Origin of the sequence: Geomonas diazotrophica (assembly GCF_019063885.1) — a bacterium.
Classification (GTDB): Bacteria; Desulfobacterota; Desulfuromonadia; order Geobacterales; family Geobacteraceae; genus Geomonas; species Geomonas diazotrophica.
Genome location: NZ_CP077684.1, coordinates 1,393,209 through 1,414,827 on the forward strand (window position 1 = coordinate 1,393,209; position 21,619 = coordinate 1,414,827).

General features: G+C 64.3%; 19 protein-coding genes. 8 read left to right on the top strand and 11 right to left on the bottom strand.

Going from position 1 to position 21,619, the window contains the following annotated elements; translation table 11 throughout:
* Nucleotides 1-169: 169 nt before the first annotated feature.
* On the bottom strand, nucleotides 170-3,463 hold the full coding sequence (locus KP003_RS06030) for a cache domain-containing protein (protein ID WP_216498625.1): 3,294 nt from the start codon (nucleotides 3,461-3,463) through the stop codon (nucleotides 170-172).
* 253 nt (nucleotides 3,464-3,716) lie between these two features.
* Entirely contained in the window at nucleotides 3,717-4,199 is a 483-nt protein-coding gene (locus tag KP003_RS06035; RefSeq protein WP_216498626.1) for a PaaI family thioesterase, read from the bottom strand.
* A 242-nt stretch (nucleotides 4,200-4,441) separates the two neighbouring features.
* Between KP003_RS06035 and KP003_RS06040 the strand changes: the two genes are divergently transcribed.
* The 6 genes from KP003_RS06040 to rtcA all read left to right on the top strand — a co-directional run bounded on the left by KP003_RS06040 (nucleotide 4,442) and on the right by rtcA (nucleotide 12,037).
* Entirely contained in the window at nucleotides 4,442-6,028 is a 1,587-nt protein-coding gene (locus KP003_RS06040; protein WP_217300484.1) for a PAS domain S-box protein, read from the top strand.
* A 25-nt stretch (nucleotides 6,029-6,053) separates the two neighbouring features.
* A complete protein-coding gene (locus KP003_RS06045; RefSeq protein ID WP_217300485.1) occupies nucleotides 6,054-7,223 on the top strand; it encodes a M24 family metallopeptidase in 1,170 nt (389 codons plus the stop codon).
* Nucleotides 7,224-7,330: 107 nt separating this feature from the next.
* On the top strand, nucleotides 7,331-8,101 hold the full coding sequence (locus KP003_RS21280; RefSeq protein WP_236026852.1) for a DUF2889 domain-containing protein: 771 nt from the start codon (nucleotides 7,331-7,333) through the stop codon (nucleotides 8,099-8,101).
* A gap of 48 nt (nucleotides 8,102-8,149) precedes the next feature.
* On the top strand, nucleotides 8,150-9,727 hold the full coding sequence (locus KP003_RS06060; RefSeq protein WP_216498629.1) for a putative bifunctional diguanylate cyclase/phosphodiesterase: 1,578 nt from the start codon (nucleotides 8,150-8,152) through the stop codon (nucleotides 9,725-9,727).
* A gap of 83 nt (nucleotides 9,728-9,810) precedes the next feature.
* On the top strand, nucleotides 9,811-10,983 hold the full coding sequence (locus KP003_RS06065) for a 6-phosphofructokinase (protein WP_216498630.1): 1,173 nt from the start codon (nucleotides 9,811-9,813) through the stop codon (nucleotides 10,981-10,983).
* Between the two features lie 13 nt (nucleotides 10,984-10,996).
* On the top strand, nucleotides 10,997-12,037 hold the full coding sequence (gene rtcA, locus KP003_RS06070) for an RNA 3'-terminal phosphate cyclase (protein ID WP_216498631.1): 1,041 nt from the start codon (nucleotides 10,997-10,999) through the stop codon (nucleotides 12,035-12,037).
* A gap of 55 nt (nucleotides 12,038-12,092) precedes the next feature.
* Here rtcA and KP003_RS06075 read toward each other — a convergent pair whose 3' ends face one another.
* The 9 genes from KP003_RS06075 to KP003_RS06115 all read right to left on the bottom strand — a co-directional run bounded on the left by KP003_RS06075 (nucleotide 12,093) and on the right by KP003_RS06115 (nucleotide 19,935).
* Nucleotides 12,093-14,270, bottom strand: coding sequence for a methyl-accepting chemotaxis protein (locus tag KP003_RS06075; protein ID WP_217300486.1), 2,178 nt, complete (start codon nucleotides 14,268-14,270; stop codon nucleotides 12,093-12,095).
* 303 nt (nucleotides 14,271-14,573) lie between these two features.
* Nucleotides 14,574-15,041, bottom strand: coding sequence for an NUDIX hydrolase (locus tag KP003_RS06080; RefSeq protein WP_216498633.1), 468 nt, complete (start codon nucleotides 15,039-15,041; stop codon nucleotides 14,574-14,576).
* A gap of 4 nt (nucleotides 15,042-15,045) precedes the next feature.
* On the bottom strand, nucleotides 15,046-15,663 hold the full coding sequence (locus tag KP003_RS06085) for a trimeric intracellular cation channel family protein (protein ID WP_216498634.1): 618 nt from the start codon (nucleotides 15,661-15,663) through the stop codon (nucleotides 15,046-15,048).
* 42 nt (nucleotides 15,664-15,705) lie between these two features.
* Nucleotides 15,706-17,379: a GTPase HflX gene (gene hflX, locus KP003_RS06090; protein ID WP_216498764.1), complete on the bottom strand. Its 1,674-nt coding sequence runs from the start codon at nucleotides 17,377-17,379 to the stop codon at nucleotides 15,706-15,708.
* A 42-nt stretch (nucleotides 17,380-17,421) separates the two neighbouring features.
* Nucleotides 17,422-18,192 carry an enoyl-ACP reductase FabI gene (locus KP003_RS06095; protein WP_216498635.1) on the bottom strand — a complete coding sequence of 257 codons (771 nt, stop codon included), beginning with the start codon at nucleotides 18,190-18,192 and terminating at the stop codon, nucleotides 17,422-17,424.
* A 196-nt stretch (nucleotides 18,193-18,388) separates the two neighbouring features.
* Nucleotides 18,389-18,610, bottom strand: coding sequence for a hypothetical protein (locus tag KP003_RS06100; RefSeq protein WP_216498636.1), 222 nt, complete (start codon nucleotides 18,608-18,610; stop codon nucleotides 18,389-18,391).
* A gap of 11 nt (nucleotides 18,611-18,621) precedes the next feature.
* The gene (locus KP003_RS06105) at nucleotides 18,622-18,879 is read right to left on the bottom strand and encodes a TIGR03905 family TSCPD domain-containing protein (protein ID WP_216498637.1); all 258 of its coding nucleotides are present in this window, start codon (nucleotides 18,877-18,879) and stop codon (nucleotides 18,622-18,624) included.
* 133 nt (nucleotides 18,880-19,012) lie between these two features.
* Nucleotides 19,013-19,522: a YkgJ family cysteine cluster protein gene (locus KP003_RS06110; RefSeq protein WP_216498638.1), complete on the bottom strand. Its 510-nt coding sequence runs from the start codon at nucleotides 19,520-19,522 to the stop codon at nucleotides 19,013-19,015.
* Nucleotides 19,519-19,935 (bottom strand): response regulator, encoded by a 417-nt coding sequence (locus KP003_RS06115; RefSeq protein WP_216498639.1) that lies wholly within the window; start codon nucleotides 19,933-19,935, stop codon nucleotides 19,519-19,521. The genes KP003_RS06110 and KP003_RS06115 overlap by 4 nt, the downstream gene beginning before the upstream one ends.
* Before the next feature lie 127 nt (nucleotides 19,936-20,062).
* Here KP003_RS06115 and ybaK point away from each other — a divergent pair, with 127 nt between their 5' ends.
* Together ybaK and KP003_RS06125 are read left to right on the top strand one after the other, a co-directional pair.
* Complete coding sequence (gene ybaK / locus KP003_RS06120; RefSeq protein WP_216498640.1) at nucleotides 20,063-20,545, top strand: Cys-tRNA(Pro) deacylase; 483 nt, start codon at nucleotides 20,063-20,065, stop codon at nucleotides 20,543-20,545.
* 2 nt (nucleotides 20,546-20,547) lie between these two features.
* Nucleotides 20,548-21,387: an SIR2 family NAD-dependent protein deacylase gene (locus KP003_RS06125; RefSeq protein WP_239027620.1), complete on the top strand. Its 840-nt coding sequence runs from the start codon at nucleotides 20,548-20,550 to the stop codon at nucleotides 21,385-21,387.
* The last annotated feature ends 232 nt before the right edge of the window (nucleotides 21,388-21,619 follow it).

The following is a 21,619-nucleotide window of genomic DNA, read 5'->3' on the forward strand; positions in this document are numbered from 1 at the left end:
GCATCGGGCTTCCTTATAGTTTTCGGTCAACAGTTTTTGTTATCGGCATCGGGTATTTTTACTGAAGAGAAAAATCACCCCAAAAGGAAGAGGCAGCACCTCTCGGTGCTGCCTCTATGCCTTTTCTATGCCGAGGGAAGTCGGCAGCTGCCTGTCATGTCACGTACGATCAGAACCTCTCGAAATCGGAATCGTCCTGATGCATCTCCAATGTCAGTCCGCCCGCAGCGGCCTTCTGCTTCAGGGGCGGCTGAGAGAGGGGAACCGACTGGGTCAGGGTTTTCTTGCGTGCCTGCTTGCCCTTCGGCTGGATGACCTCCTGGACCGGGCGCGCGGGTGGGAGTCGCCTGGCGCCGCGCTCAGTGTCCTCCACCTTGAAATAGGAGATGGAATCCTGCAGCTGCTCTGCCTGGCTGGAGAGCTCCTCGGCGGTGGAGGACATCTCCTCGGCGGCCGAGGCGTTTTGCTGGATGACCTGGTCCAGTTGCTGGATCGCCTTGTTGATCTGCTCGGCGCCGGTGTCCTGCTCGCGGCAGGCCGCCGAGATTTCCATGACCAGTTCCGCCGTCTTCTGGATGTCGGGAACCATCCGGGTCAGCATCTCGCCGGCTCGCTCGGCGATCTCGACGCTGCTGGAGGAGAGCTGCGAGATCTCGGCAGCCGCCTTCTGGCTCCGTTCGGCCAGTTTCCTCACTTCGCTCGCCACCACTGCGAATCCCTTGCCGTGCTCGCCGGCGCGTGCCGCCTCGATGGCGGCATTGAGGGCCAGCAGGTTGGTCTGGCGCGCGATCTCCTCGATGATGGAGATCTTGCCGGCGATTTCCTTCATGGCACCTACGGTGTGCATGACCGCCTCGCCCCCCTCCTTGGCATCCTTGGCGGATTTTGCCGCTATCTTCTCGGTCTGCAGCGCGTTGTCGGCGTTCTGCCTGATGTTGGAGGTCATCTCCTCCATTGAGGAGGAGACCTCTTCCGCGGAGGCGGCCTGTTCGCTCGCACCCTGGGACATCTGTTCCGAGCTCGAGGAGAGTTCCTGGCTCCCCGAGGCCACGTTGTCGGCAGCGCCCTTCACGTCGGTCACCACCTCGTTCAACTTCTCCATCATGGCCCTCAGGGCGATCAATAACTCGTCTTCGGGAGAACGTTCCTGCAGCTTCAGGGTCAGATCCCCTGCTGCGATCTGCTTGGCGACCTCGGCGATGTTGCGGTTGGCCTTGGCCGTGCTGTTGACCGCCTCGGCGATAGTGTCGAAGGTGTGCTTCACCTCGGCAGTGTCGCTGTCGGCCGCCTCCGTCCGCAGCGCAATCGTTACGTCCCCCAGGGCGAGCCTCCCAAGCCCTTCCACCAGTTTCCTGGTCTCGCGGTCCTGGTAGTCCGCGATCTTCTTCGCCTGGCGGGCCGCCGTCTTCACGGAGGTAAGGTCGGTGACCACCTCGAAGGCGCCGATCACCTTGCCATCCTTGTCCTTGATGGGGACGCCGGTGTAGCTGATGTCAAGGTCGAGCCCGGCCGAAGGATGGGCGTCGGTCTCCCGGGTCGCTTCCAGTCCGGTGCCGATGGCCTGGGCGCAGGCGCAGTTGGCGGTCTTGCAGTCGCTGGTCTTGAAGTGGTCGTAACACTTGGATCCGATCACCTGGGCCTGGCTTTTGCCCCCCACCTTCGCCCCCAGCTGGTTCATGTACAGCACGTTGTAATCGTTGTCGATGATCATCGCAGGGGCGGGCATGTTGTCCATGAACCCCACCATGGTGGCCAGGGTGTCGTTGACCCCCTGGACTATGTTGCGGTAGGCACCCTGATGCTTGCGAGTGTCGGCGCGCGCGGTGAGCCTTCCCTCCGTTGCAGCCTGGGCCAGGCTGGCGGCGTCGGCATCCAGGGTCTTGATCACCTCGACGCAGCCGTTCACCGCGGCGGCGAGGGAATCGAAGATCTCCTTGGCCGCACCGGTGTCGGCGTCCCCCTCGGCCGTGCTGATGGAGAAGTCCACTTCCCCCTTGGCCAACTTGTCCAGGCCGTGCACCAGCTTCCTGGTTTCCTGCTCCTGATAGTCGCCGATCTTCCTGGCCAGGCGGGCGGCCTGCTTGACCGCGGTCTGGTCGGTCACCACCTCGAAGGCGCCGATGACCTTTCCCGACTCGTCACGTATGGGGAGCCCGGTGTAGGCGATGTCCAGATCAAGTCCAACAGCCGGGTGCGCATCGGTCTCGGAGCTTGCGCTCGCACCGGTTTGCATCGCCCTGCCGCAGGCGCAGTTGGTGCTCCCGCAGTCGCTGGTCTTGAAGTGGTCGAAGCACTTGGTGCCGACCACCTGTGCCTGGGTCTTGCCGCCCACCTTGGCACCGATCTCGTTCATGTACAAGACGCTGAAGTCGCGGTCGATGATCATGGCCGGTGCCGGCATGGTGTCCAAAAGCCCCACCAGGCGTGCCATGGTGGCGTTCACCCCTTCGATGATCCTGCGGTATTCTCCCTGGTGCCGGCTGGCGTCGGCGCGCTCGGTGAGTCTCCCCTCCATGGCGGCCCTTGCCAGCATGTTGGCGTCGGCGGCCATGGCCTGTACCGCGGCGATGGTGACGTTGAGGTTCACGGCCAGTACGTCCTTCTCCGACTTTGGCTGCAACTGGACCGACAGGTCTCCCGTCGCCACTTTCTGGGCAGCCCGGGCGGCTTCGGCGATGTTGTCGACCATCTTGCCGAAGGCTTCAGCCAGGTTGCCGGCCTCGTCCTGCGAGTCGCTCTCGATGACCACATCCACGTTCCCCAGCGCCAACTCGTCGGCCACCTTGATCAGCTTGTTGATGTTCCTGCTGATCCGGGACGCGACCATGTAGCCAAGAAGAAGAACGGCCACCGCAATCGCCAGCGTGAGGGCGGCTATCTTCCAGCGCATCTCTGATATCACCTGGCGCAGGTCGTCCATGTAGAGACCGGTACTGACGACCCACCCCCAAGGCTTGTACAGTTTGACGTAGGAAAGCTTTTCGACGGGGACTGTCGAGCCGGGCTTGGGCCAGCGGTACTGCACGATGCCTCCCCCGTTGTTCCTGGCAACGTTAGCCATCTCGGAAAAGAGCAGCTTCCCGGTCGGGTCCTTGGCGGCACTCTGGTCCTTGCCGTCCAGCTCGGGTTTGATAGGGTGCATGAGCATGACCGCGTTCAGGTCGATGATCCAGAAGTATTCGTTGCCCGCGTAGCGCATTTGCTTGATCCGCTCCCTGGCGCGCTTCTTCGCCTCGTCCAGGGAAAATTCCCCCTTCTGGGCCCTCTGGTCGTATTCCGCGATCAACTCGACCGGCAGGTCGACCACCGCCTTAAGCGTATCCTCTCTTTCCTCGAGGATCTTCGTTTCCAGGGCGGGGAGCAGGTAGAAGAAGTTGACCGCCGCTATGATTACGACGGTGGCCAGTGAGATGCTCAGTACTTTTGCCGAGATGCTCCAGTCTTTGAACCTTTTGATGCTCATTCCATTCTCCCTTTACAGCCTGTTGCCTGTGGTTGGCGCGCTGCAGATTCAGATGAGGCCCACTGGTGAGCCACGAGGTTGTCAGGGAGATTTATCGGTAACCTGTGCGGGAAAATAAATGGGAAATTGGAGCGTGCATTCTGCGAAAAAGAAGGGGCGGCGCTGGCGCAGCAAGATCCCGGTGCGGGAAATGCGACCGGGGGGGAGAGGGGGAGCCGCGGCGGCTATGCCGCCGCGGAGTCCTGAAGCTGGTCTACCTGCCGGGAATGGTTATGCAGAGGCACTGCGCTTCGGCGAAGGTGGTATCGCCGCGGAAGATGCGGCCATGGACCATGATCTTCCTCCCTTCCACGGAGACGACCCGGCTTTCCACGGTCACCACCTTCTTGAGCGGCAGCATGTTGCGGAAACTCACGTTGAGGTTGCCGACCACGATCGGGTAACCGGCCGCCCATGCTGCGAGCCCCAGTGCCTCGTCCATGATGGCCGCCACGGCACCGCCGTGGGCGTGCCCCGGAGGTCCCTCCGCCTCGGGGCCGAGCCAGAAGCGGGCATGCAGATGCTTTTCCGCGTCGCGGTAGTAGCGGGCCCGGAAACGGTCGCCCCTGGAGTCGCCGGAGACGAATCGAAGCGAGTCTCCCACCAGGGCCGGTGCGTCGAACGGCACCCAGTCCGCTGCGCCGCTCAGGTCTATCTCGGTCTGCTCACAAGCTTTCAGTACGGTTGAATTGGGCACTCTGTTTCTCCTTGCTGGGTTTACGTGCACGTAAAGCAGGAGCTACCTTAGCAGACTTTTTTCCGGAAATAAAGAGCGGGGTTGATCCTGTATACAAAAAAACCGACCAGGGACAACACCGTTGTTGAATCGCCAGGTTGCCTTCCCGATACCGGTCATTTTGCAAACTGAAATCAGTTGACAGTTAGCTCCACAAAGCGTAAACAACTCACACCAACGTTACGTCCAGTGCCGGAGTTGCTATGAACGACGAAGTGACAACCGGAGGTCTCCAGGCCGAGGTAGCCAGGCTGCAGGCCGAAAACGCCGCTTTGCGCCGGATACTGAAGGAGCATCAGGAGGCCCTGGAGGAGCAGGACCAAGGCGGGCGCTGCTTCCGTTGCCTTTACAACGACACGCCCGTGATGCTGCATTCCATCGACCGCAACGGCCTGCTGCTCGGGGTGAGCAACTACTGGACGGAGGTGCTCGGTTATTCCCGCGAGGAGGTGCTCGGGCGCCGCTCCAGCGACTTCCTGACGCCGGAGTCGCGGCGCTACGCCATGGAGACGGTGTTGCCGGAGTTTTTCCGCACCGGCTTTTGCCGCAACATCGACTACCAGTTGGTCAAGAAAAACGGCGAGGTCATCGACGTCCTGTTGAGCGCCGCCGCCGAACGGGACGCAGAGGGGGACATCGTCCGGTCTTTGGCCGTCATGGTCGATGTCACCGAGTGGAAGGCGGCCGAGAAGGCGCTCAAGGAGAGCGAGGCCCGCTACCGGATGATCGTGGAGACCTCGCAGGAGTCCATCGTCGCCGCCGACCGCACCGGCCGCCTCGTCTACCTGAACCGGCAGTTCGCCGAGATGCTGGGATGCGAGGTGCCCGAGCTGCTGGGGCACCCCTTCCTTGAGTTCGTGGACGACGCGCTGCACGACGAGACCGCCGCCCGGCAGCGCAGCCGCGAGAACGGCGTCTCCGAGCACTACGAAACCATCCTGGTGCGCAAGGACGGCACCAGGGTCTGGGTCAGCGTGTCAGCCAAGCCCATCCGCGACGAAAGCGGCGCCTTCGCGGGCTCCTTCGCCATGATCTCCGACGTCACCCGCAGGAAGCTGGCCGCGGAGGAGATCGAGGTGCTCCATACCCATCTCTCCGCGCGGGCGCTCGAACTGGAGACCGCCAACGAGGAGCTCGAGGCTTTCAACTACACCGTCTCCCACGACTTGCGGCGACCCCTTACCGCCATCTACGGCTTCGCCCAGGTGATCCTCGAGCTTTACGGGCCGAACCTCGTGCCGCCGTGCCGTGATTACGTGCAGGAAATCATCAACGGCAGCATCAAGATGAACCACCTCATCGACACCCTGCTCAACTTCTCGCGCCGCTACAGCGTTCCCCTGAACCGCGAGCAGGTGGACGTGAGCGAACTGGCCGGGGAGATCCTTGCCGAGTTGAGGCTCTCCGACCCTCAGCGCCGCGCGGAGTGCGTGGTCCAGCCGGGGGTGCAGGCCGATGCCGACCCCCAACTGCTGCGGGTGGTGCTGGACAACCTCCTGGGCAACGCCTGGAAGTACTCGGCCAAGAAGGAGGAGACCCGGTTGGAGTTCGGCACGGTGCCGCACCAGGGGAAGGAGGCCTTCTTCGTGCGGGACAACGGCGCCGGGTTCGACATGGGCCGCGCCTCGGTCCTGTTCAAGCCGTTCCAGCGCCTGCACGACTCGGACGATTTCAAGGGGACCGGCATCGGCCTGGCGAGCGTGCAGCGCATCATCCAGCGCCACGGCGGCCATATCTGGGCCGAGGCCGAGCCCGGCAGAGGCGCCACTTTTTTCTTCACACTCGGCTAGCCGCCGGCAAACCCAGGGAGGAAGGATGCTGACCAGGCAGGAATCGCAACAGAGGATCTCGAGGCTGCAAGAGGCGCTGCGGGGAAAAGGTATCGACGGCGCCCTGTTCATCCACCCGATCGACGTCTACTATTTTTCCGGCACCCGGCAGAACTCGACCCTCTGGGTTCCCGCCGAGGGTGAGCCGCGCCTTTGGGTGCGCAAGAGCTTCGCCAGGGGGATACAGGAAAGCTGCATCGAAGACACCCGTCCCTTCCCCTCCAGCAAGGAGTTTCCGGCGCAGTTCGAGGAGGGGGTGCGCAGCGTCGGCTTCACCTTCGACGTGGCGCCGGTGCAGCAGTACAACTATTACCTGAAGCTCCTTCCCGGCCGCGACTTCGTCGACGTCTCCGCCATCAACCGGGAGATCAGGTCGGTGAAGTCGCCGTGGGAACTAGAGCAGATCCGCCACTGCGGCGGGCAGTTGGCCGGCGTGTTCCGCGAGGTGCCCGGGTTTTTGAAGCCCGGGATGCGGGAGGTTGACCTCGCGGCCGAGTTCGAGTACCGGCTGAGAAAGGCCGGGGGAGAGGGGTACGTGCGCATGCGCGCCTTCAACCAGGAGCTCTTCCAGGGGCTGGCAGTCTCCTCGGCCAGCGCCGGCGCCACCGGCTTCTTCGACGGTGCGGTCACCGGGCAGGGGATGTCCAGCGCCTCGCCGCACGGGGCCTCCGCCGCCCTCATCCCGGTCAACGCCCCGATCCTCATCGACTACACCGGCGTCTTCAACGGCTACATCATCGACATGACCAGGTTCTTCGTGATCGGCAAGCTCGCGCCCGAACTCGAGTATGCCTTCCGGACGGCGCTGGCCATCCAGGGGTACCTGGCGGAGCATCTCAAACCGGGGGCGATCTGCGAGGAGCTCTTCCTCAAGGCCGCCGAGATGGCCCAGGCGGCGGGGCTTGCCGAGCATTTCATGGGTGCTCCCGGCGAGAACGCGCGTTTCGTCGGCCACGGCGTGGGACTCGAGCTGGACGAGTTCCCCGTTCTGGCACAGGGGTTCAACGTGGCGCTGCAGGCAGGTCAGACCTTGGCCATCGAGCCCAAGTTCGTCTTCCCGGGCAAGGGAGTCATCGGCATAGAAAACACCTTCGCGGTAACCGACGAGGGGGGTGTCAGGCTGAGCGACCTCCCCGACGACCTCGTCTACCTCTAAGGACGGGGACACCCTTCCTCGCCGGGGGAGTGCCCCCAAATTCTCCACAGTGCCGCAGCGAGCGTTTCGCTTCGGTCCGAACAACCCATCGCGGAAAGGTAGTACCGATGCAACTGAACACCATGGAAGATTTCCAGCGGGACATCTCGTACCGCCTGCTGAAGCAACCCGACGGCACGGCGCTGCTCACCGCAACCATGAAGGACCGTTTCCACGACGTGCTCCTCGAGGTGCGGGTCGAGGTCGCCACCATGAAGATCATCTCGGCTGAGGCCGATTTCCGCATGTCGCCCACCCCCGACTGCCGCAACGTCTCCGCGAAGATGGCGGGGCTGAACGGCTTCGTCATCGGCCGCGGCCTGCAGCGCAAGGTTTCCGAGGTGCTCGGCGGCTCCGCCGGGTGCGGCAACATGCGCAACCTGCTCCTGGGCCTCCTCCCGCTGGCCCTGAACCTGGGCGCCGCCGCCGGGATCACCGACGAGGCGGAGATGCTGGACGCGATCCACGAGAAACTGGTCGGCTCCTGCGCCGGCTATGTAGCGCCGCCGCGCAAAAATTGGCAAGCGATGGGAGAGAGCATGAACATGCAATGGCACCACCTTCTCCTGGGCCCCGGCGATATCTCGGCCGGAAAGGCTACCGCGATCCAGGACGCCTTCACCGCGCTCTTCCGCTCGGCCGGCGGTCCCCGTACCATGGCCCTGTTCCGTAAAGACGCGCAGGACGGCGGGCTCGACCTCTACTTCACCCCCGAATCGACCCTGCACGCCTGGCGCCTCATCGAGGAGTGCAAAGCCACCCCCTGCGCGCCTCCCTCCCTGGCCGGGCTGGAACTCCTGGTCGGGCACAACGAGATCACCTACTACCTCACCACCTGAAAGGCGCTATACTGAGACGGTGATTTCACCGACTTACCAGGAGCGACCATGGACGGCGGCACGCTGGGCAAACTGCGCAACTGGGTCGGGCGCCTCTCGCCGGCGACCGTAGCCTGCATCTACATCCTGGCCAGCATCAGCTGGCTTTTGCTGGCCCACCTCATCTTCGGCCTGCTGCTCGCGGGCCATCCCCTACTCAAATACCTCGCCTCCGGCGGCCTCGAACTGCTGGGGGTCTTCACCATGGCGGCCATCATCTACCTCTTGACCGCGAAGATAGAGGCGCGGCACCGGGCGACCGAGCTCAGCATCAGGGAACAGGCGGTACGCGACGGGCTCACCGGTTTGTACAACCGCCAGGCGTTCGATGACTTCCTGGCGCAGTCCATCGTCTTCGCCAAGAGGCGGAGCGAAAGCGTGGCGCTCCTCTTCCTCGACCTGGACCGCTTCAAGCTGATCAACGACCGGCGCGGCCACTTCGTCGGCGACGCCCTGCTCGCCGAGACCGGGCGCCGCCTGACGCGCTGCGCCATGCGCGGGGAGGACATCGTGGCGCGGGTGGGAGGGGACGAGTTCGCCATGCTGCTGCACCATCCCGAGATGCCCGAGGGACCCGCGGTGATGGCCCGGCGCGTGCTGGACGCGCTCTCGGAGCCGGTGCAGGTGGAGGGGGAGACCCTGAGGACCAGCGCCAGCATCGGCATCGCCCTCTTTCCCTCCGACGCGGACGATCCCATGCAGCTTTTCAAGATGGCGGATTTGGCCCTCGGGCAGGCCAAGCAGCAGGGGCGTTCCACCTTCTGCCTGTACGGCGGCGAGTGGCGCGAGGAGCACGACCACAGGATCCAGCTCGAGCACGGTCTTCTGCGCGCCATCAACCGCGACGAGCTGTTCCTGGTCTACCAGCCCAAGCTCGATACCGCCACCATGCGCGTGGTCGGGGTCGAGGCGCTGGTGCGCTGGCGCCACCCTCACCTGGGGGAGCTGGGGCCGGGGAGTTTCGTGCCGCTGGCCGAGAAGGGGGGGCTCATCTGGCCCCTCACCGAGTGGGTGCTCAGGGAGGCGTGCCGGCAGGCGGCGCTCTGGTACCGCGACGAGGCGCTGGACCTGAACGTGGCGGTAAACATGTCCCCGACGGTCTTCGCGCACGAGGGACTGGAGCAGGCCATCGAGGCGGCGCTGCACGACAGCGGCCTCCCCCCGGACCGGCTCACCCTGGAGATCACCGAGCAGTCGCTGATGATCTACGAAAGCGAGGCGGTAGGGGTCCTGGAGCGGCTGCAGCGCATGGGCGTCAACGTCCAGATCGACGATTTCGGTACCGGCTACTCCTCGCTCTCCTCGCTCAAGCACTACCATTTCCAGGCACTGAAGATCGACAAGTCCTTCGTGAACGACGTGGTCACCTCCTCCGAGGACGCCGCCATCGCCACCACCATCATGTTCATGTCCAAGTGCCTGGACATGGAGGCGATCGCCGAAGGCGTCGAGAACGAGGCGCAGAAGGATTTCCTCACCTCGATCGACTGCCGTCTCATGCAGGGCTTCTACTTCGCCCGTCCCATGCTCCCCTCCGAGATGTCCCGCTTCATCTCCAGGCTCACGCCCGCCAAGCGCGAGCAGTAGAGCGTTTCCGGCCGCCTTGAAATGACCCGCCGCTCCGGTATAATGTGAAAGTTTTTTAACGATGATCATTAAAGGAGATTGCCATGGCAGACAGGCAGAAGACCATAGGCGTCCTGACCGGCGGCGGCGACGTGCCGGGGCTAAACCCCGCCCTGAAGACCCTGGTCGCGCGCGCCTCCGAAAGCGGGTACCGGGTGGTCGGCGTCCGGCGCGGCTGGGGAGGGCTTTTGGGCTACAACCGGGACGATCCGGAGAGCTGGGAGAAGGCCGTGATGCCGCTGGACCGCCACGCGGTACGCACCGTGGACCGCTCCGGGGGGACCTTCCTGCACACCAGCCGCACCAACCCGGGCAAGGTCGCAGCCGGCGACGTCCCCGTCTTCCTGCGCGGCGCCGACTGCGACCCAGCGGTCTCGGGGACTCACGACTTCACCCAGCACATCCTCGCCAACCTGGAGCACCTGGGCATCGACGTGCTGATACCGATCGGGGGAGACGACACCCTGAGCTACGCCGAACGCCTGAACCGCGAGGGGGTCCCCATCGTCGCCATCCCGAAGACCATGGACAACGACGTCTTCGGCACCGACTACTGCATCGGCTTCTCCACTGCGGTCACCAGGAGCGTCAACTTCATCCACAACCTGCGCACCAGCGCCGGGTCTCACGAGCGCATCGCGGTGGTGGAGCTCTTCGGCCGCAACTCCGGGGAGACCTCGCTCATCTCGGCCTACCTGGCCGGGGTGGACCGTGCGCTCATCTCCGAGGTCCCCTTCGACGTCGAGAAGCTCTCCCTGCTGCTGCAAGAAGACAAGAAGGGGAACCGCAGCAACTACGCCATGGTGACCGTATCGGAAGGGGCGTCCATGGTGGGGGGGCAGATCGTGGAGTACGGCCAGGAGGATGCCTACGGCCACAAGAAGCTTGGGGGGATCGGCGTGGTGGTGAGCGAGGCGGTGAAGCGGCTGACCGGCTCCCACATCATCTACCAGCAGCTCTCCTATCTCATGCGCAGCGGCGCACCCGACTCGCTGGACCTCATGGTCGCCTACAACTACGCCAACATGACCATGGACCTGATCAGCGAGGGGATGTCCGGGCGCATGGTGGCCATGCAGGGAGGGACCTACCGGCACATCCCGATCAGCACCATCATGCAGGGGGAGAAAAGGGTGGACGTGGCCGAGCTCTACGATTCCGTCGAATACCGTCCGAGGGTGCGGCACGTGCTGGGCAAGCCGATGTTCCTTTACTGAAGGCGGTGGCGCCATGATCGAGATCGACGGGAGCATGGGGGAGGGGGGAGGGCAGGTGCTGCGCAGCGCCTTGAGCCTCTCCTGCCTCACCGGGCAGGGGTTCCACATCTACAACATCAGGAAGAACCGGTCCAAGTCGGGGCTGATGCGGCAGCACCTGATGGCGGTGCAGGCCGCATCGCGCATCGCGGCGGCCAACGTGGTAGGGGACCGGCTCGGTTCGCCGGAGCTGAGCTTCCTTCCCGACAGCATCACCCCGGGAGAATACAGCTTCGATATCGGCACGGCCGGCTCGGCCACCCTGGTGCTCCAGACCGTGATCCCCCCCCTGCTTGCCGCCCGCAAGGCAAGCCGCGTCACGGTGACCGGCGGCACCCATGTCCCCTTCAGTCCTTCCTGGAACTACTTCGAGGAGATCTTCTGGCCCAGCATCGTCCGCCTGGGGGTGCGCGGCGAAACCGTCGCCCACTCCTTCGGCTTCTATCCCAAGGGGGGAGGGAGGATCGGCTGCCTCGTGGAGCCGGCCGAAGTCCTCGCCCCCTGCCTGGTCCGGGAAAGGGGAAGGCTCACACGGCTGCGCATCGTATCAGCCGTCGGCAACCTCCCCAGGCACATAGCCGAACGGCAGCTCCAGGCGGCCCTCGCCGGTCTCAAGGGGAGGTTGGAGCGCGGCTTGCCGATGGAGATGGAGACGCGGGAGGTGAGTATCCTCGGGCAGGGCACCTTCATATTCATCAAGGGGGAGTACGAGCATGCCGTGGCGGGTTTCACCGGCCTGGGGGAGAGGGGAAAGCCCGCCGAAGCGGTCGGCGCCGAGGCCGCGAGCGAGTTTCTTGAGCACCACGAAAGCGGCGAGCCGATCGACCCGCACCTCGCCGACCAGTTGGTGCTCTACCTCGTGCGCGGCACGGGAAGCTCGTTCTTTCGCACCTCGCGCGTCACCAGGCACCTGGCCACAAACCTGCTGGTGGCGGGGCGCTTCCTGAAGCTCTCCTGCCACCTGGAGGGAAGGGAAGGGGGGCCGGGGGGGGTGACGATCACCCCGCATCGTTGAAATAGAAAAGGCGGCCGCTAAGGCCGCCTTTCTTGTTGTCGGAAATCCCGAGCCGCTAGTACCTTTCGAAACCCGCCTGCAGCAGGCTCTCCTCGCTCCCGTCCAGGTTTATCTGGATGCCGGGGTAGCCCGCGGCCGGGCCACCGGCCCGGGTCAGCTTCTGGTGTCCGATCTTGTTGGCAGTGGGGGCCCCCTTCGCAGGCTGCCTCCGCTCGACGGCAGCCGCACCGACCTTGAAGAAGGCGATGGTCCCCTGCAGCTGCTCGGCCTGGGAGGCGAGCTCTTCGGCCGTGGACGCCATCTCCTCGGAAGCGCCGGCGTTTTGCTGGATCACCTGGTCCAGCTGCTGGATGGCGCGGTTGATCTGCTCCGCGCCGGTGTCCTGCTCCTTGCATGCCGCGGATATCTCCTGCACCAGCTCGGCCGTCCTGTGGATGTCGGGGACCAGCATCTGCAGCAGGTTCCCGGCGTGCTCCGCCACCTCCACGGAGGTCAGGGAAAGATCCCCGATCTCGCCGGCCGCCTTCTGGCTCCTCTCGGCGAGCTTTCTCACCTCCGAGGCGACCACGGCGAACCCTTTGCCGTGTTCCCCCGCCCGCGCCGCCTCGATGGCCGCGTTCAGGGCCAAAAGGTTGGTCTGGCGCGCGATCTCTTCGATGATCGAGGTCTTGGAGGCGATCTCCTTCATGGCCGCCACCGTCCTTGCGACCGCCTCGCCGCTTTCGCTGGCGTCGGTGGCGGATTTCACCGCGATCTTCTCGGTCTGCAGCGAGTTGTCCGCGTTTTGCCGGATGTTCGAGGTCATCTGCTCCATCGAGGAGCTGGCCTCCTCGGCCGAGGCCGCCTGTTCGCTCGCCCCCTGCGACATCTCCTCCGAGGTGGAGCTGAGCGCCTGGCTTCCTGATGTGACGTTGTCGGCTGCGTTCTTCACGTCGGTGACCACGCGGGTCAGGTTCTGCACCATGGTGGCGAGCGCCTGCATCAGTCCGTCGTTTTCCGAGCGCTGCTTCACCTCGAGGAGCAGGTTTCCTTCCGCGATCTCCCTGGCGAGTCTCGTGGCATCGTTGTTGGCATCGATCAGGAGGTTCAGGCTGTTGATGATGTCGTTGAAGTCGCCGTAGTAGGTGTCGGTTATCCTGTCCGGGATGTCACCCTTGGAGATGCGGGAGAGATAGCGCGAGGTGACGTCGATCGGCTGCACGAACGCCTCGATCAGCCGGTTCTGGCCGGTGAGGAGCTCGCCCCAGGCCCCCTGGAAGGCCGCGGCGTCGCCGCGCACGCTGAGCTTGCCCTCCCTGACAGCCTTGATCAGCTCGTTCATCTCCGCGCTCAACGTCCCGATGGTGGCGATCATGGTCGAGAGGTTCTTGCCCATCAGGTCGCGCTCCGACTTCGGGGTCACCTGGACCGAGAGGTCGCCGTGGGCGACCCGTTCGGCGGCGAGCGAGGCCTCCTTGATGTTGTCGGCCATGTTCTTGAAGGAGCGGGCCAGCATGGCGATCTCGTCGTTACCCTCGGTGTCGATCTCGACGTCGACGTCTCCGAGCGCGAGCTTGTCCGCGCAGCGGGAGAGGGCCCGTACCGGGCGGCTGATGCTGCGGGTGATGCAAAAGCCGATCAGCGCGCCGATGGCGATGGCCAGAAAAGCCAGGGAAACTGCGATGATGCGGGACCGGGAGGAGACCTGGGCGGCGCTCAGGTAGCGTTCCTCGATCCCCTGTTCCTGGTATTGAACCAGCTCGTTGAAGGCCGGAGCGATCAAGGCAAGCAGGGGCGCCGCCTCCTTCTCGAAGACGGCCGAGGCGTGCGCGCTGTTACCGGCGAGGGCGAGTTCGAGCACCTGGTTGTTGGCCTTGCGGGCGTTGTCCAGGGTCTGCTTCGCTTTGGCGATGAGTTCCTTCCCCTGCCCGGTGGTCTCCAGCTTTTCGAGCTTCTCCATGGACGCCTTGTACTGCTGGCGCGCCTGGTCGATCTTCTTGTTGTCCTCGCGACGTGCCGCCGCGTCGGTTTCCAGGAGCATGCTCTGGACGCTGGAAACGATAGCCGTGACGCTCTTGGCCGCATCGTTGGCCAGCTTGATCTTGGCGTACTCCTTCTTGACGATGGTTTCCAGGCCGGAATCCATTTTCAGCATGCCGACGACGCTTATGGCCCCGATGACAAGGAGCAGTAACAGGATCACACCGAAACCAACGCTTAGCCGTGCACCGATCTTCATGTCCTGAATCTTCATCTTTCCCCCCTGTGTCACTCTTCGTTTTCCGGACGGCGGCAACCGCCCGCAAGTGTTTTGCCTGGTAAAACTAGGCCTGCAGACTCTGGAAAAAGCGGCGTCGTTGTAAGGTACCATCATCCCCTATCGGCAATGCCTTCAACGACTTAAGTGTATACAAGAAAAAAAGTAGGGTATCTTGCGGTGGTGGGGGGCGGCGTTGTTATATTCCGGGAGGAGACTGTTCGGCTGGTAACGGCGGTGTCTCAAAGAAAAAGGGGGCGGCGCGCGGAGGTGAGCTTTTTGGACGGCGGGAGTGGCTGATCAACCGGCCGACCGCAGCAAGGCGGCCACCTGGTCGATCAGGGGGAGCTGGCCGGGGAGGATCTTTTCCCGGGCCTCGTCGATGCCGAACCAGCAGGCGCGATCGACCTCGGGGAACTCGGTCTGCCTGCCGGAGCGCGGCGGCCATTCCATGGTGAAGGTGTTGCTGACGAGGTGCGCGGGGTCGAAGTCGCCGCTAAAGGCCCATGCCCGCACCAGCTTTCCCCCGGGCTGCCTGATCCGGTCCAGCTCGATGAAGCTGCCGCTCGGCTCGTGCCCGGTTTCCTCGCGGAACTCCCGCCGGGCAGCCTGCAAGGGATCCTCCCCCTCCAGGTATTCCCCCTTGGGAATCGACCATGCCCCCAGGTCCTTCCGGGCCCAAAACGGCCCCCCCGGGTGCACCAGGAGGAGCTCCGGCGCGCCGTTTCTCACGCGGTACATGATCAGCCCGGCGCTCCGCCTCGGCATCGGGCTAAAGCGCCTGGCCGCGCGGCAGCTGCCACCCCTTCATGATGGCGGTGCAGCGGATGGTGATGACGGTGAGTGCGGAGACGGTGAGGTTCACCTGGGAGGGGAGCGTGGTCTGGTGCAGGAAATAGAAGAGGGCGCCCCCGACCACGCAGGCCGAGGCGTAGATCTCGCGCTGCAGGATGAGCGGGATCTCGTTGCTCAAAAGGTCGCGCACCAGCCCGCCGCAGGTGGCGGTCATCACCCCCATGATGATGGCGCCCATGAGCCCCAGGTTGAACTGGAGCGCCTTGGAGGTCCCGATCACCAGGAAGGTCCCGAGACCCAGGGCGTCCAGAAGGAGCATGGCGCGGTTCATCCGCTCGAAGCTCCTGGGGGTGAGAAAGACCGCTATCGACGCGGCGACGGCCAGGTAGAGGTAGAGCTCGTTCTTGAAGCAAAAGGGGGGGGTGTCGTTCAAAAGTACGTCGCGGATGACGCCGCCGCCGGTGGCGGTGACGATGCCGAGCACGATGATCCCCAGGAGGTCCATGCCGCGGCGCACGCCCGCGAGCGCCCCCGAGGCGGCGAAAGCGACGGTGCCCAAAAGGTCGAGGGCGTAGATGATGGCTTGCTGGTCCATGAAAAGATCGATTCCTCTGCCGGCGGGATCGGGAGCGCCGGTCTACTCCTCGAATTCCTCGTGGTGCTCCCCCGGAGCCCGGTAATCCTCGACATCGTGCCAGAAACGCTGCTGCAGCTCCTTCAAGAGCGGTTCGAGGCTCTTTCTGTCCGAGGCGCTGATGGTGATGGCGCCGTACTTGCGGGTAAGCTGCCGCACCTTCATGAAGGCGAGGGGGTCCCCCTTCTTCAGGTCGGGGAGCAGGTCCATCTTGTTGAACACGAGGAGGGTCGGCTTCTGGGAGAGCTCCAGTTCCGCCAGGATGGCGTTCACCTGGCTGATCTGTTCCTCGACGCGCGGGTTGCTGCAGTCGACCAGGTGGACCAGGAGGTCGGCATCCTTGAGCTCCTCCAGGGTGGCCTTGAAGGCGCCCATCAGGGACTTCGGGAGGCTGCGGATGAAGCCGACCGTGTCGGTGATGATCACCTCCCGGTCCATCGGGAAGCGCAGCCGCCGGGACGACGTGTCCAGCGTGGCGAAGAGGAGGTCCTCGGTGAACACCTCGCTCTTGGTCATGGTGTTCAGGAGGGTGGACTTGCCGGCGTTGGTGTACCCCACGATGGAGATGATGGGGATCCCCGCCTTCACGCGCTTCTGGCGGCGCTGGTAGCGGCCGTTGGAGAGCTCCTTCAGCTCCCGCTCCAGGTGCGCGATCCGGTCGCGGATGCGGCGGCGGTCGATCTCCAGCTTGGTCTCGCCGGGGCCGCGCCCGCCGATTCCCCCCATGAGCCGCGACATCTGCACGCCGCGCCCGGAGAGCCGGGGCATCAGGTACTTTAACTGGGCCAGCTCCACCTGGACCTTGCCGTCCTGGGTGGTGGCGCGCCGGGCGAAGATGTCCAGGATCAGCTGGCTGCGGTCGATGACCTTCAGCTCGGTCAGCTCGGATATGGAGCGCACCTGGGCCGGGGAGAGCTCCTGGTCGAAGACGAGCATGGTGGCCCCGTACTGCAGCGCCTTGATCACCACCTCCCGGATCTTTCCCTCCCCCAACAGGTAGCGCGGGTTGAACTCCTTGGGGCGCTGGATCACGGTGTCGAGCACGCCGACCCCGGCGGTGCGGGCCAGCTCCTTCAGCTCCTCGATGGAATCGACCGCCTCCTCCATGGGACGCTGGGTCACCGAGATCAGGATGCCGCGCTCCTGGCCGCTGGCGACCACCTTCCCTTCCTTGAGGCCGCGCTCCATGGTCTGTTCCAGGGTTTCCACGAACCCCTTGAAGTCGAGGTCGTATTTCTGGAAGGGGACCGAGGGCTCCACGTGGTAGGGGAGGGGACCGCCGTCGGGCGGGATGAGCGCCGCGGTCTGGATCGAGAAGCGGTCCGGGTTCTGGGTGAGCTGCAGGGCGGCGATGAGGTCCAGGCGCAAAAGCGAGAGGTCGGTCAGGTCGTCGTCCGAGAGGACCTCTCCCTTCAGGTGGGTGTGCACCAGGCGCACGCCGCGCAAAAGCCTCTTCCCGAGCGGGTACTCCTCCAGGGGGGGGATCATGATGCCGCGCTCATCCCCCACCACCACGTAGGCGATCTCGCCGATGCGGCTCACCAGGACGCCGAGCTGGCGCCTGATCTCCAGCGAGATGTCAGCCAGTTCCCGGGCCAGTTCCAGGGAAACCACCTCACCCGGTTTCACCCGGCGGCGGTGCAGCCTCTCAAGCCTCTTTACCTGGCTCGGTTTCAGTCCTGTCAGGTTACCGTGCAGTCCTTTGATGGCGCGCCTCCGCTACAGCCCGATGATGTTGTAGCCGCAGTCTACGAAGTGGATCTCGCCCGTCACGCCGCTTGCGAGCGGGCTGGCGAGGTAGAGGGCGGCGTTGCCGACCTCCTCCTGCGAGATGTTGCGCCGCAGCGGCGCCTTCTCGGCCACGTGCCCGGCGATCTGGCCGAAGCCCCCGATGCCGGCGGAAGCAAGGGTCCTAAGCGGACCCGCCGAGATGGCGTTCACCCTGGTACCTTCCGGTCCCATCGCCTCGGCCAGGTAGCGCACGCTTGCCTCCAGCGCCGCCTTGGCGACGCCCATGACGTTGTAGTTTGGGAACACCTTCTGGGCCCCGTAGTAGGTCATGGCGATCACGCTGCCGTCGCGCCCCTGCATGAGCGGTGCCGCCTCCCGCGCCATGGCGATCAGGGAATAGGCGCTGATGTCGAGCGCCGTGGCGAACCCCTCGCGGGTGGTGTTCAGGAAGGAGCCCTTGAGCTCATCCTTGTTGGCGAAGGCGACCGAGTGCACCAGGATGTCCAGCCCCCCCCACGCCTCGCGCACCTGGTCGAACAGGCGCGCGATCTCCTCGTCGCTTCTCACGTCGCAGGGGAGCACCAGTTTGGAGCCGATGCTCTCCGCAAGCGGCATCACCCTCTTGGCGACCGCCTCGCCCGCGTAGGCGAGGGCCACCTCGGCCCCCTCGCGGTGGAATGCCTCGGCGGTGGCCCAGGCGATACTTTTATCGTTAGCTACACCGAAAATAAGTGCTTTTTTCCCTTCCAGTAAACCCATGAACTCTCCTTGCTGTCGACTGCGGCAGATTAAGCTTCTCTAGTCTGCCGCTTGACACATAGCGGCACATGATAATGAAAAAAGCCGGTGTTGGCAAGGGATATGACAGGTTTTTAAGGAAGTTCGAAGGGGGAGACACCCTCCCCCGGTGAGGGGGAGGATCGGTGAAGAAGGGAGTCGTCGTCCGGGGCGAGAGCTACAGCGGCGGGTCGAGCGGGCGCTGCTCCTCGACGTTGCGATAATCCTGCAGGATTCGCTCGATGTTCTTCAGGCGCTGGTCCATCTCCTCCAGCATCGCAGCGGAGCGGTCCACCCGTCCCTTGATGTTGAAGATCACGAAGGGGAGGATGAACCAGATCACCACCAGGAAGAAGCCGATGATGCTCATCATCATCATGAACCCGCCGAAGATTTCCATAACGCCCCCGTCTAGGAAGGTCTGGTGCTGCATTGCGACTGCTCCAAGGCTCTCGCCAACTGGTCGGGACAGGAGGTGTCACCCTGGCAGGCGATCCCCTTGAGGCGTTTGATGGCCTCGGTCACCTCCATGCCGCGCACCAGGGCGGCGACCGCCTGGGTGTTCCCGGCACAACCGTCCACGAACCTGGTGGCGACGATGACGCCGTCCTCGATCTCTATCTCGATCCGGGAGGCGCAGCTCCCGGATGTGTTGTAGCTCACCTTCATCTTGTTGCCTCTCCTTTTGCAGCTCGTAAAGTATATGCGCCCAGACCCCCCGCGCCAGCGTCCGGTTCACGCATGACGGCGGCGCCGCGAAATCTTTCGCACCGGGCCATATACCCTGAAGTCGAGGGAAAAGTCAATCTGAGAGAAGCGCCTGAGCCATGGTGAGCCGCTCCGGCCCCGGGAAGGACTGCAGGTACAGCGCGTTGACCGTGGCCAGCATCATGTTCAGCCGCTCCAGGTCCATGACGGCGCTGCCGGGGATGCTGGGGAGCCCCTGGAAGTTTTCGGGGCAGAAGTCGACCGACCTTTCCCCCTCGCGCAAGAGCAGAAGCGGAAGGCCGTGGGTGCGGCAGATGATCGGCCGGGCCTGGTAGAGCAGGCAGAGCCCGTCATGGAGCAGCGGGCAGGGGGAGCCTTCCCGTGTCTCCCGGGCCTTGGCGCGGACCAGTTCGGCCTGCTCGGCAGGGAGCTCTCGCAGCGCTTTCCTGAGCGCGGCGGCTTCCACGGCGAAGATGGAGAGATGGCGGCAGCAGGCGTCGCAGCCTGCGCGGCAGGTGATGTATGCGCTGAAGGTTTCCGAGGTGCGCCGGCAGATCTCGTCGACGCGGGAGAGCAGGGCGAGGTAGTTTTCCAATCCGGTCATGCTTGCTCGGGGCCGCGCAGGGTCTTGCTGAACTCTTCCATGAGCTGCTTGTTCAGGTAGAAATATGGTTTCTCGATGGTGCCGCTGAAGCCGAAGCTCTGGTAGTTCATCATGACCGGGTCGTCGGTGCGGCCGCTGGACACGTACCCCCTGGCGCCGGGATCTATCTCGAGCAGACGCTGCATCGCCTCCTGCCCTCCCATCCCCCCGGGGATGTTCAAATCCAGGATCACGGCGGCAAAGGCGTCGCCCGCTTGGTGCCGCTCGCGGTAGATCTCCACGGCCTGGGCGCCGTCGTTGGCGAACTCGACCTCGAAACCGTAGCGCTTCAAGGTTTCCCCCGCTACGAACCGGACCATCTCGTCGTCGTCCATGACCAGTACTTTGGCCGGCCGCTGGTTCTCATTTCCCATAACAAGTTACCCTAGTTACACGGTTGTTAAGCTGCTTTGGACGTGCTATTAATCTATAGCCGGTATGTCCGTGCCTGGCAAGTGACTTTTTTACTAGCGAAATCAAATCTGTTCAAGGAGAACTGCAATGGCCAAGGTGAAGTCGCCGGTCACGGCTGCCGTCCGGGTACTGCGGCAGGCGGGGGTTGCCTTCGGCGAGCACCCCTACCAATACGAGGAGAAGGGGGGGACCGCCGTGTCGGCGCGCGAGCTTGGCGTCGACGAGCACAGCGTGATCAAGACCCTCGTCATGGAGGACGAGACCAAGGCGCCGCTCGTGGTGCTGATGCACGGCGACCTCCAGGTATCCACCAAGGAACTGGCGCGCGCCATCGGCGTCAAGAGCGTCGCCCCCTGCACCCCCGACACCGCCAACCGCCACTCCGGCTACATGGTGGGGGGGACCTCCCCCTTCGGCACCAGGAAGCCGATGCCGGTCTACATCGAAGAGAGCATCCTCGACCTGCCGCTCGTCTACATAAACGGCGGCAGCCGCGGCTTCCTGGTCTCCCTCCCTCCCTCCGAGCTGCAGCGGGTGCTGAAGCCGGTCCCGGTCAAGGTGGGGATCTAGGCGTGGCCGCCGGTCTCGCGGCACTCTTTAGGGAAGCGGCCGAGTCGGTGGCCGGCGCACAGGCGCTCGTTGTTACCGCGGGCGCCGGCATGGGGGTTGATTCCGGCCTCCCCGACTTTCGCGGCGACACCGGTTTTTGGAGCGCCTATCCCCTGTACCGCCGCCTCGGCATCAGCTTCGTCGACGCCGCCAACCCGGAACACTTCGAACGCGACCCCGCCTTCGGCTGGGGCTTTTACGGCCACCGCACCAACCTCTACCGCGCCACGGTCCCCCACGCCGGCTTTGCGCTCCTGCTTGACTGGGCCGCCCGCTTCGGCCTGGAGCTGTTCGTCGCCACCTCCAACGTGGACGGCCAGTTCCAGAAAGCCGGTTTCGCCGGGGACGCCGTCCTGGAGTTCCACGGCTCCATCCATCACCTGCAGTGCACCGGTCCCTGCTGCAACCGGATCTGGGACAACCGCGAACAGTTCCGGATCGACGAGGATACCATGCGCGCCGACCACGTGCCCCTTTGTCCCCGCTGCGGCAGGGCGGCGCGTCCCAACATCCTCATGTTCGGGGACTACGCCTGGATCGAGGAGCGCACCGCGCGGCAGCAGGAGCGCTTCCGGCAGTTCCTTTCCCGCCAATCCGGCAGGCGCGTCGTGGTCGTCGAGCTGGGGGCCGGGACCGCCATCCCCACCGTGCGAGCCGCCAGCGAGCGGATCGGCTCCCTCTCCGGCGCCCGGGTGATCCGCATCAACCCGCGCGAGCCGCAGGTCCGCGCACCGCACCTCTCCCTTCCCTGCGGGGCACTCGAGGGGCTAACCGGGATCGACGCGTTGTTGCGGCGGGATTAGCCGGGGGGGGGCGAATGATTATTCGCCCCTACAGTGGCTGACGATTGCGGGGTTTTGTTGGGGCGAATAACTATTCGCCCCAACAAACGGGGTCGTCCTTCGAATTTTCCCTCTCCCATGTCCGATTTTCCTGATGCATTCCCCTCTTTTCCGTATACGCCCGCCATAAAAAACCCTTGCGTTTTAAATTCTTAGTTGCTAGTATGCACATTTTTTAGGCAGATAAGGAAGT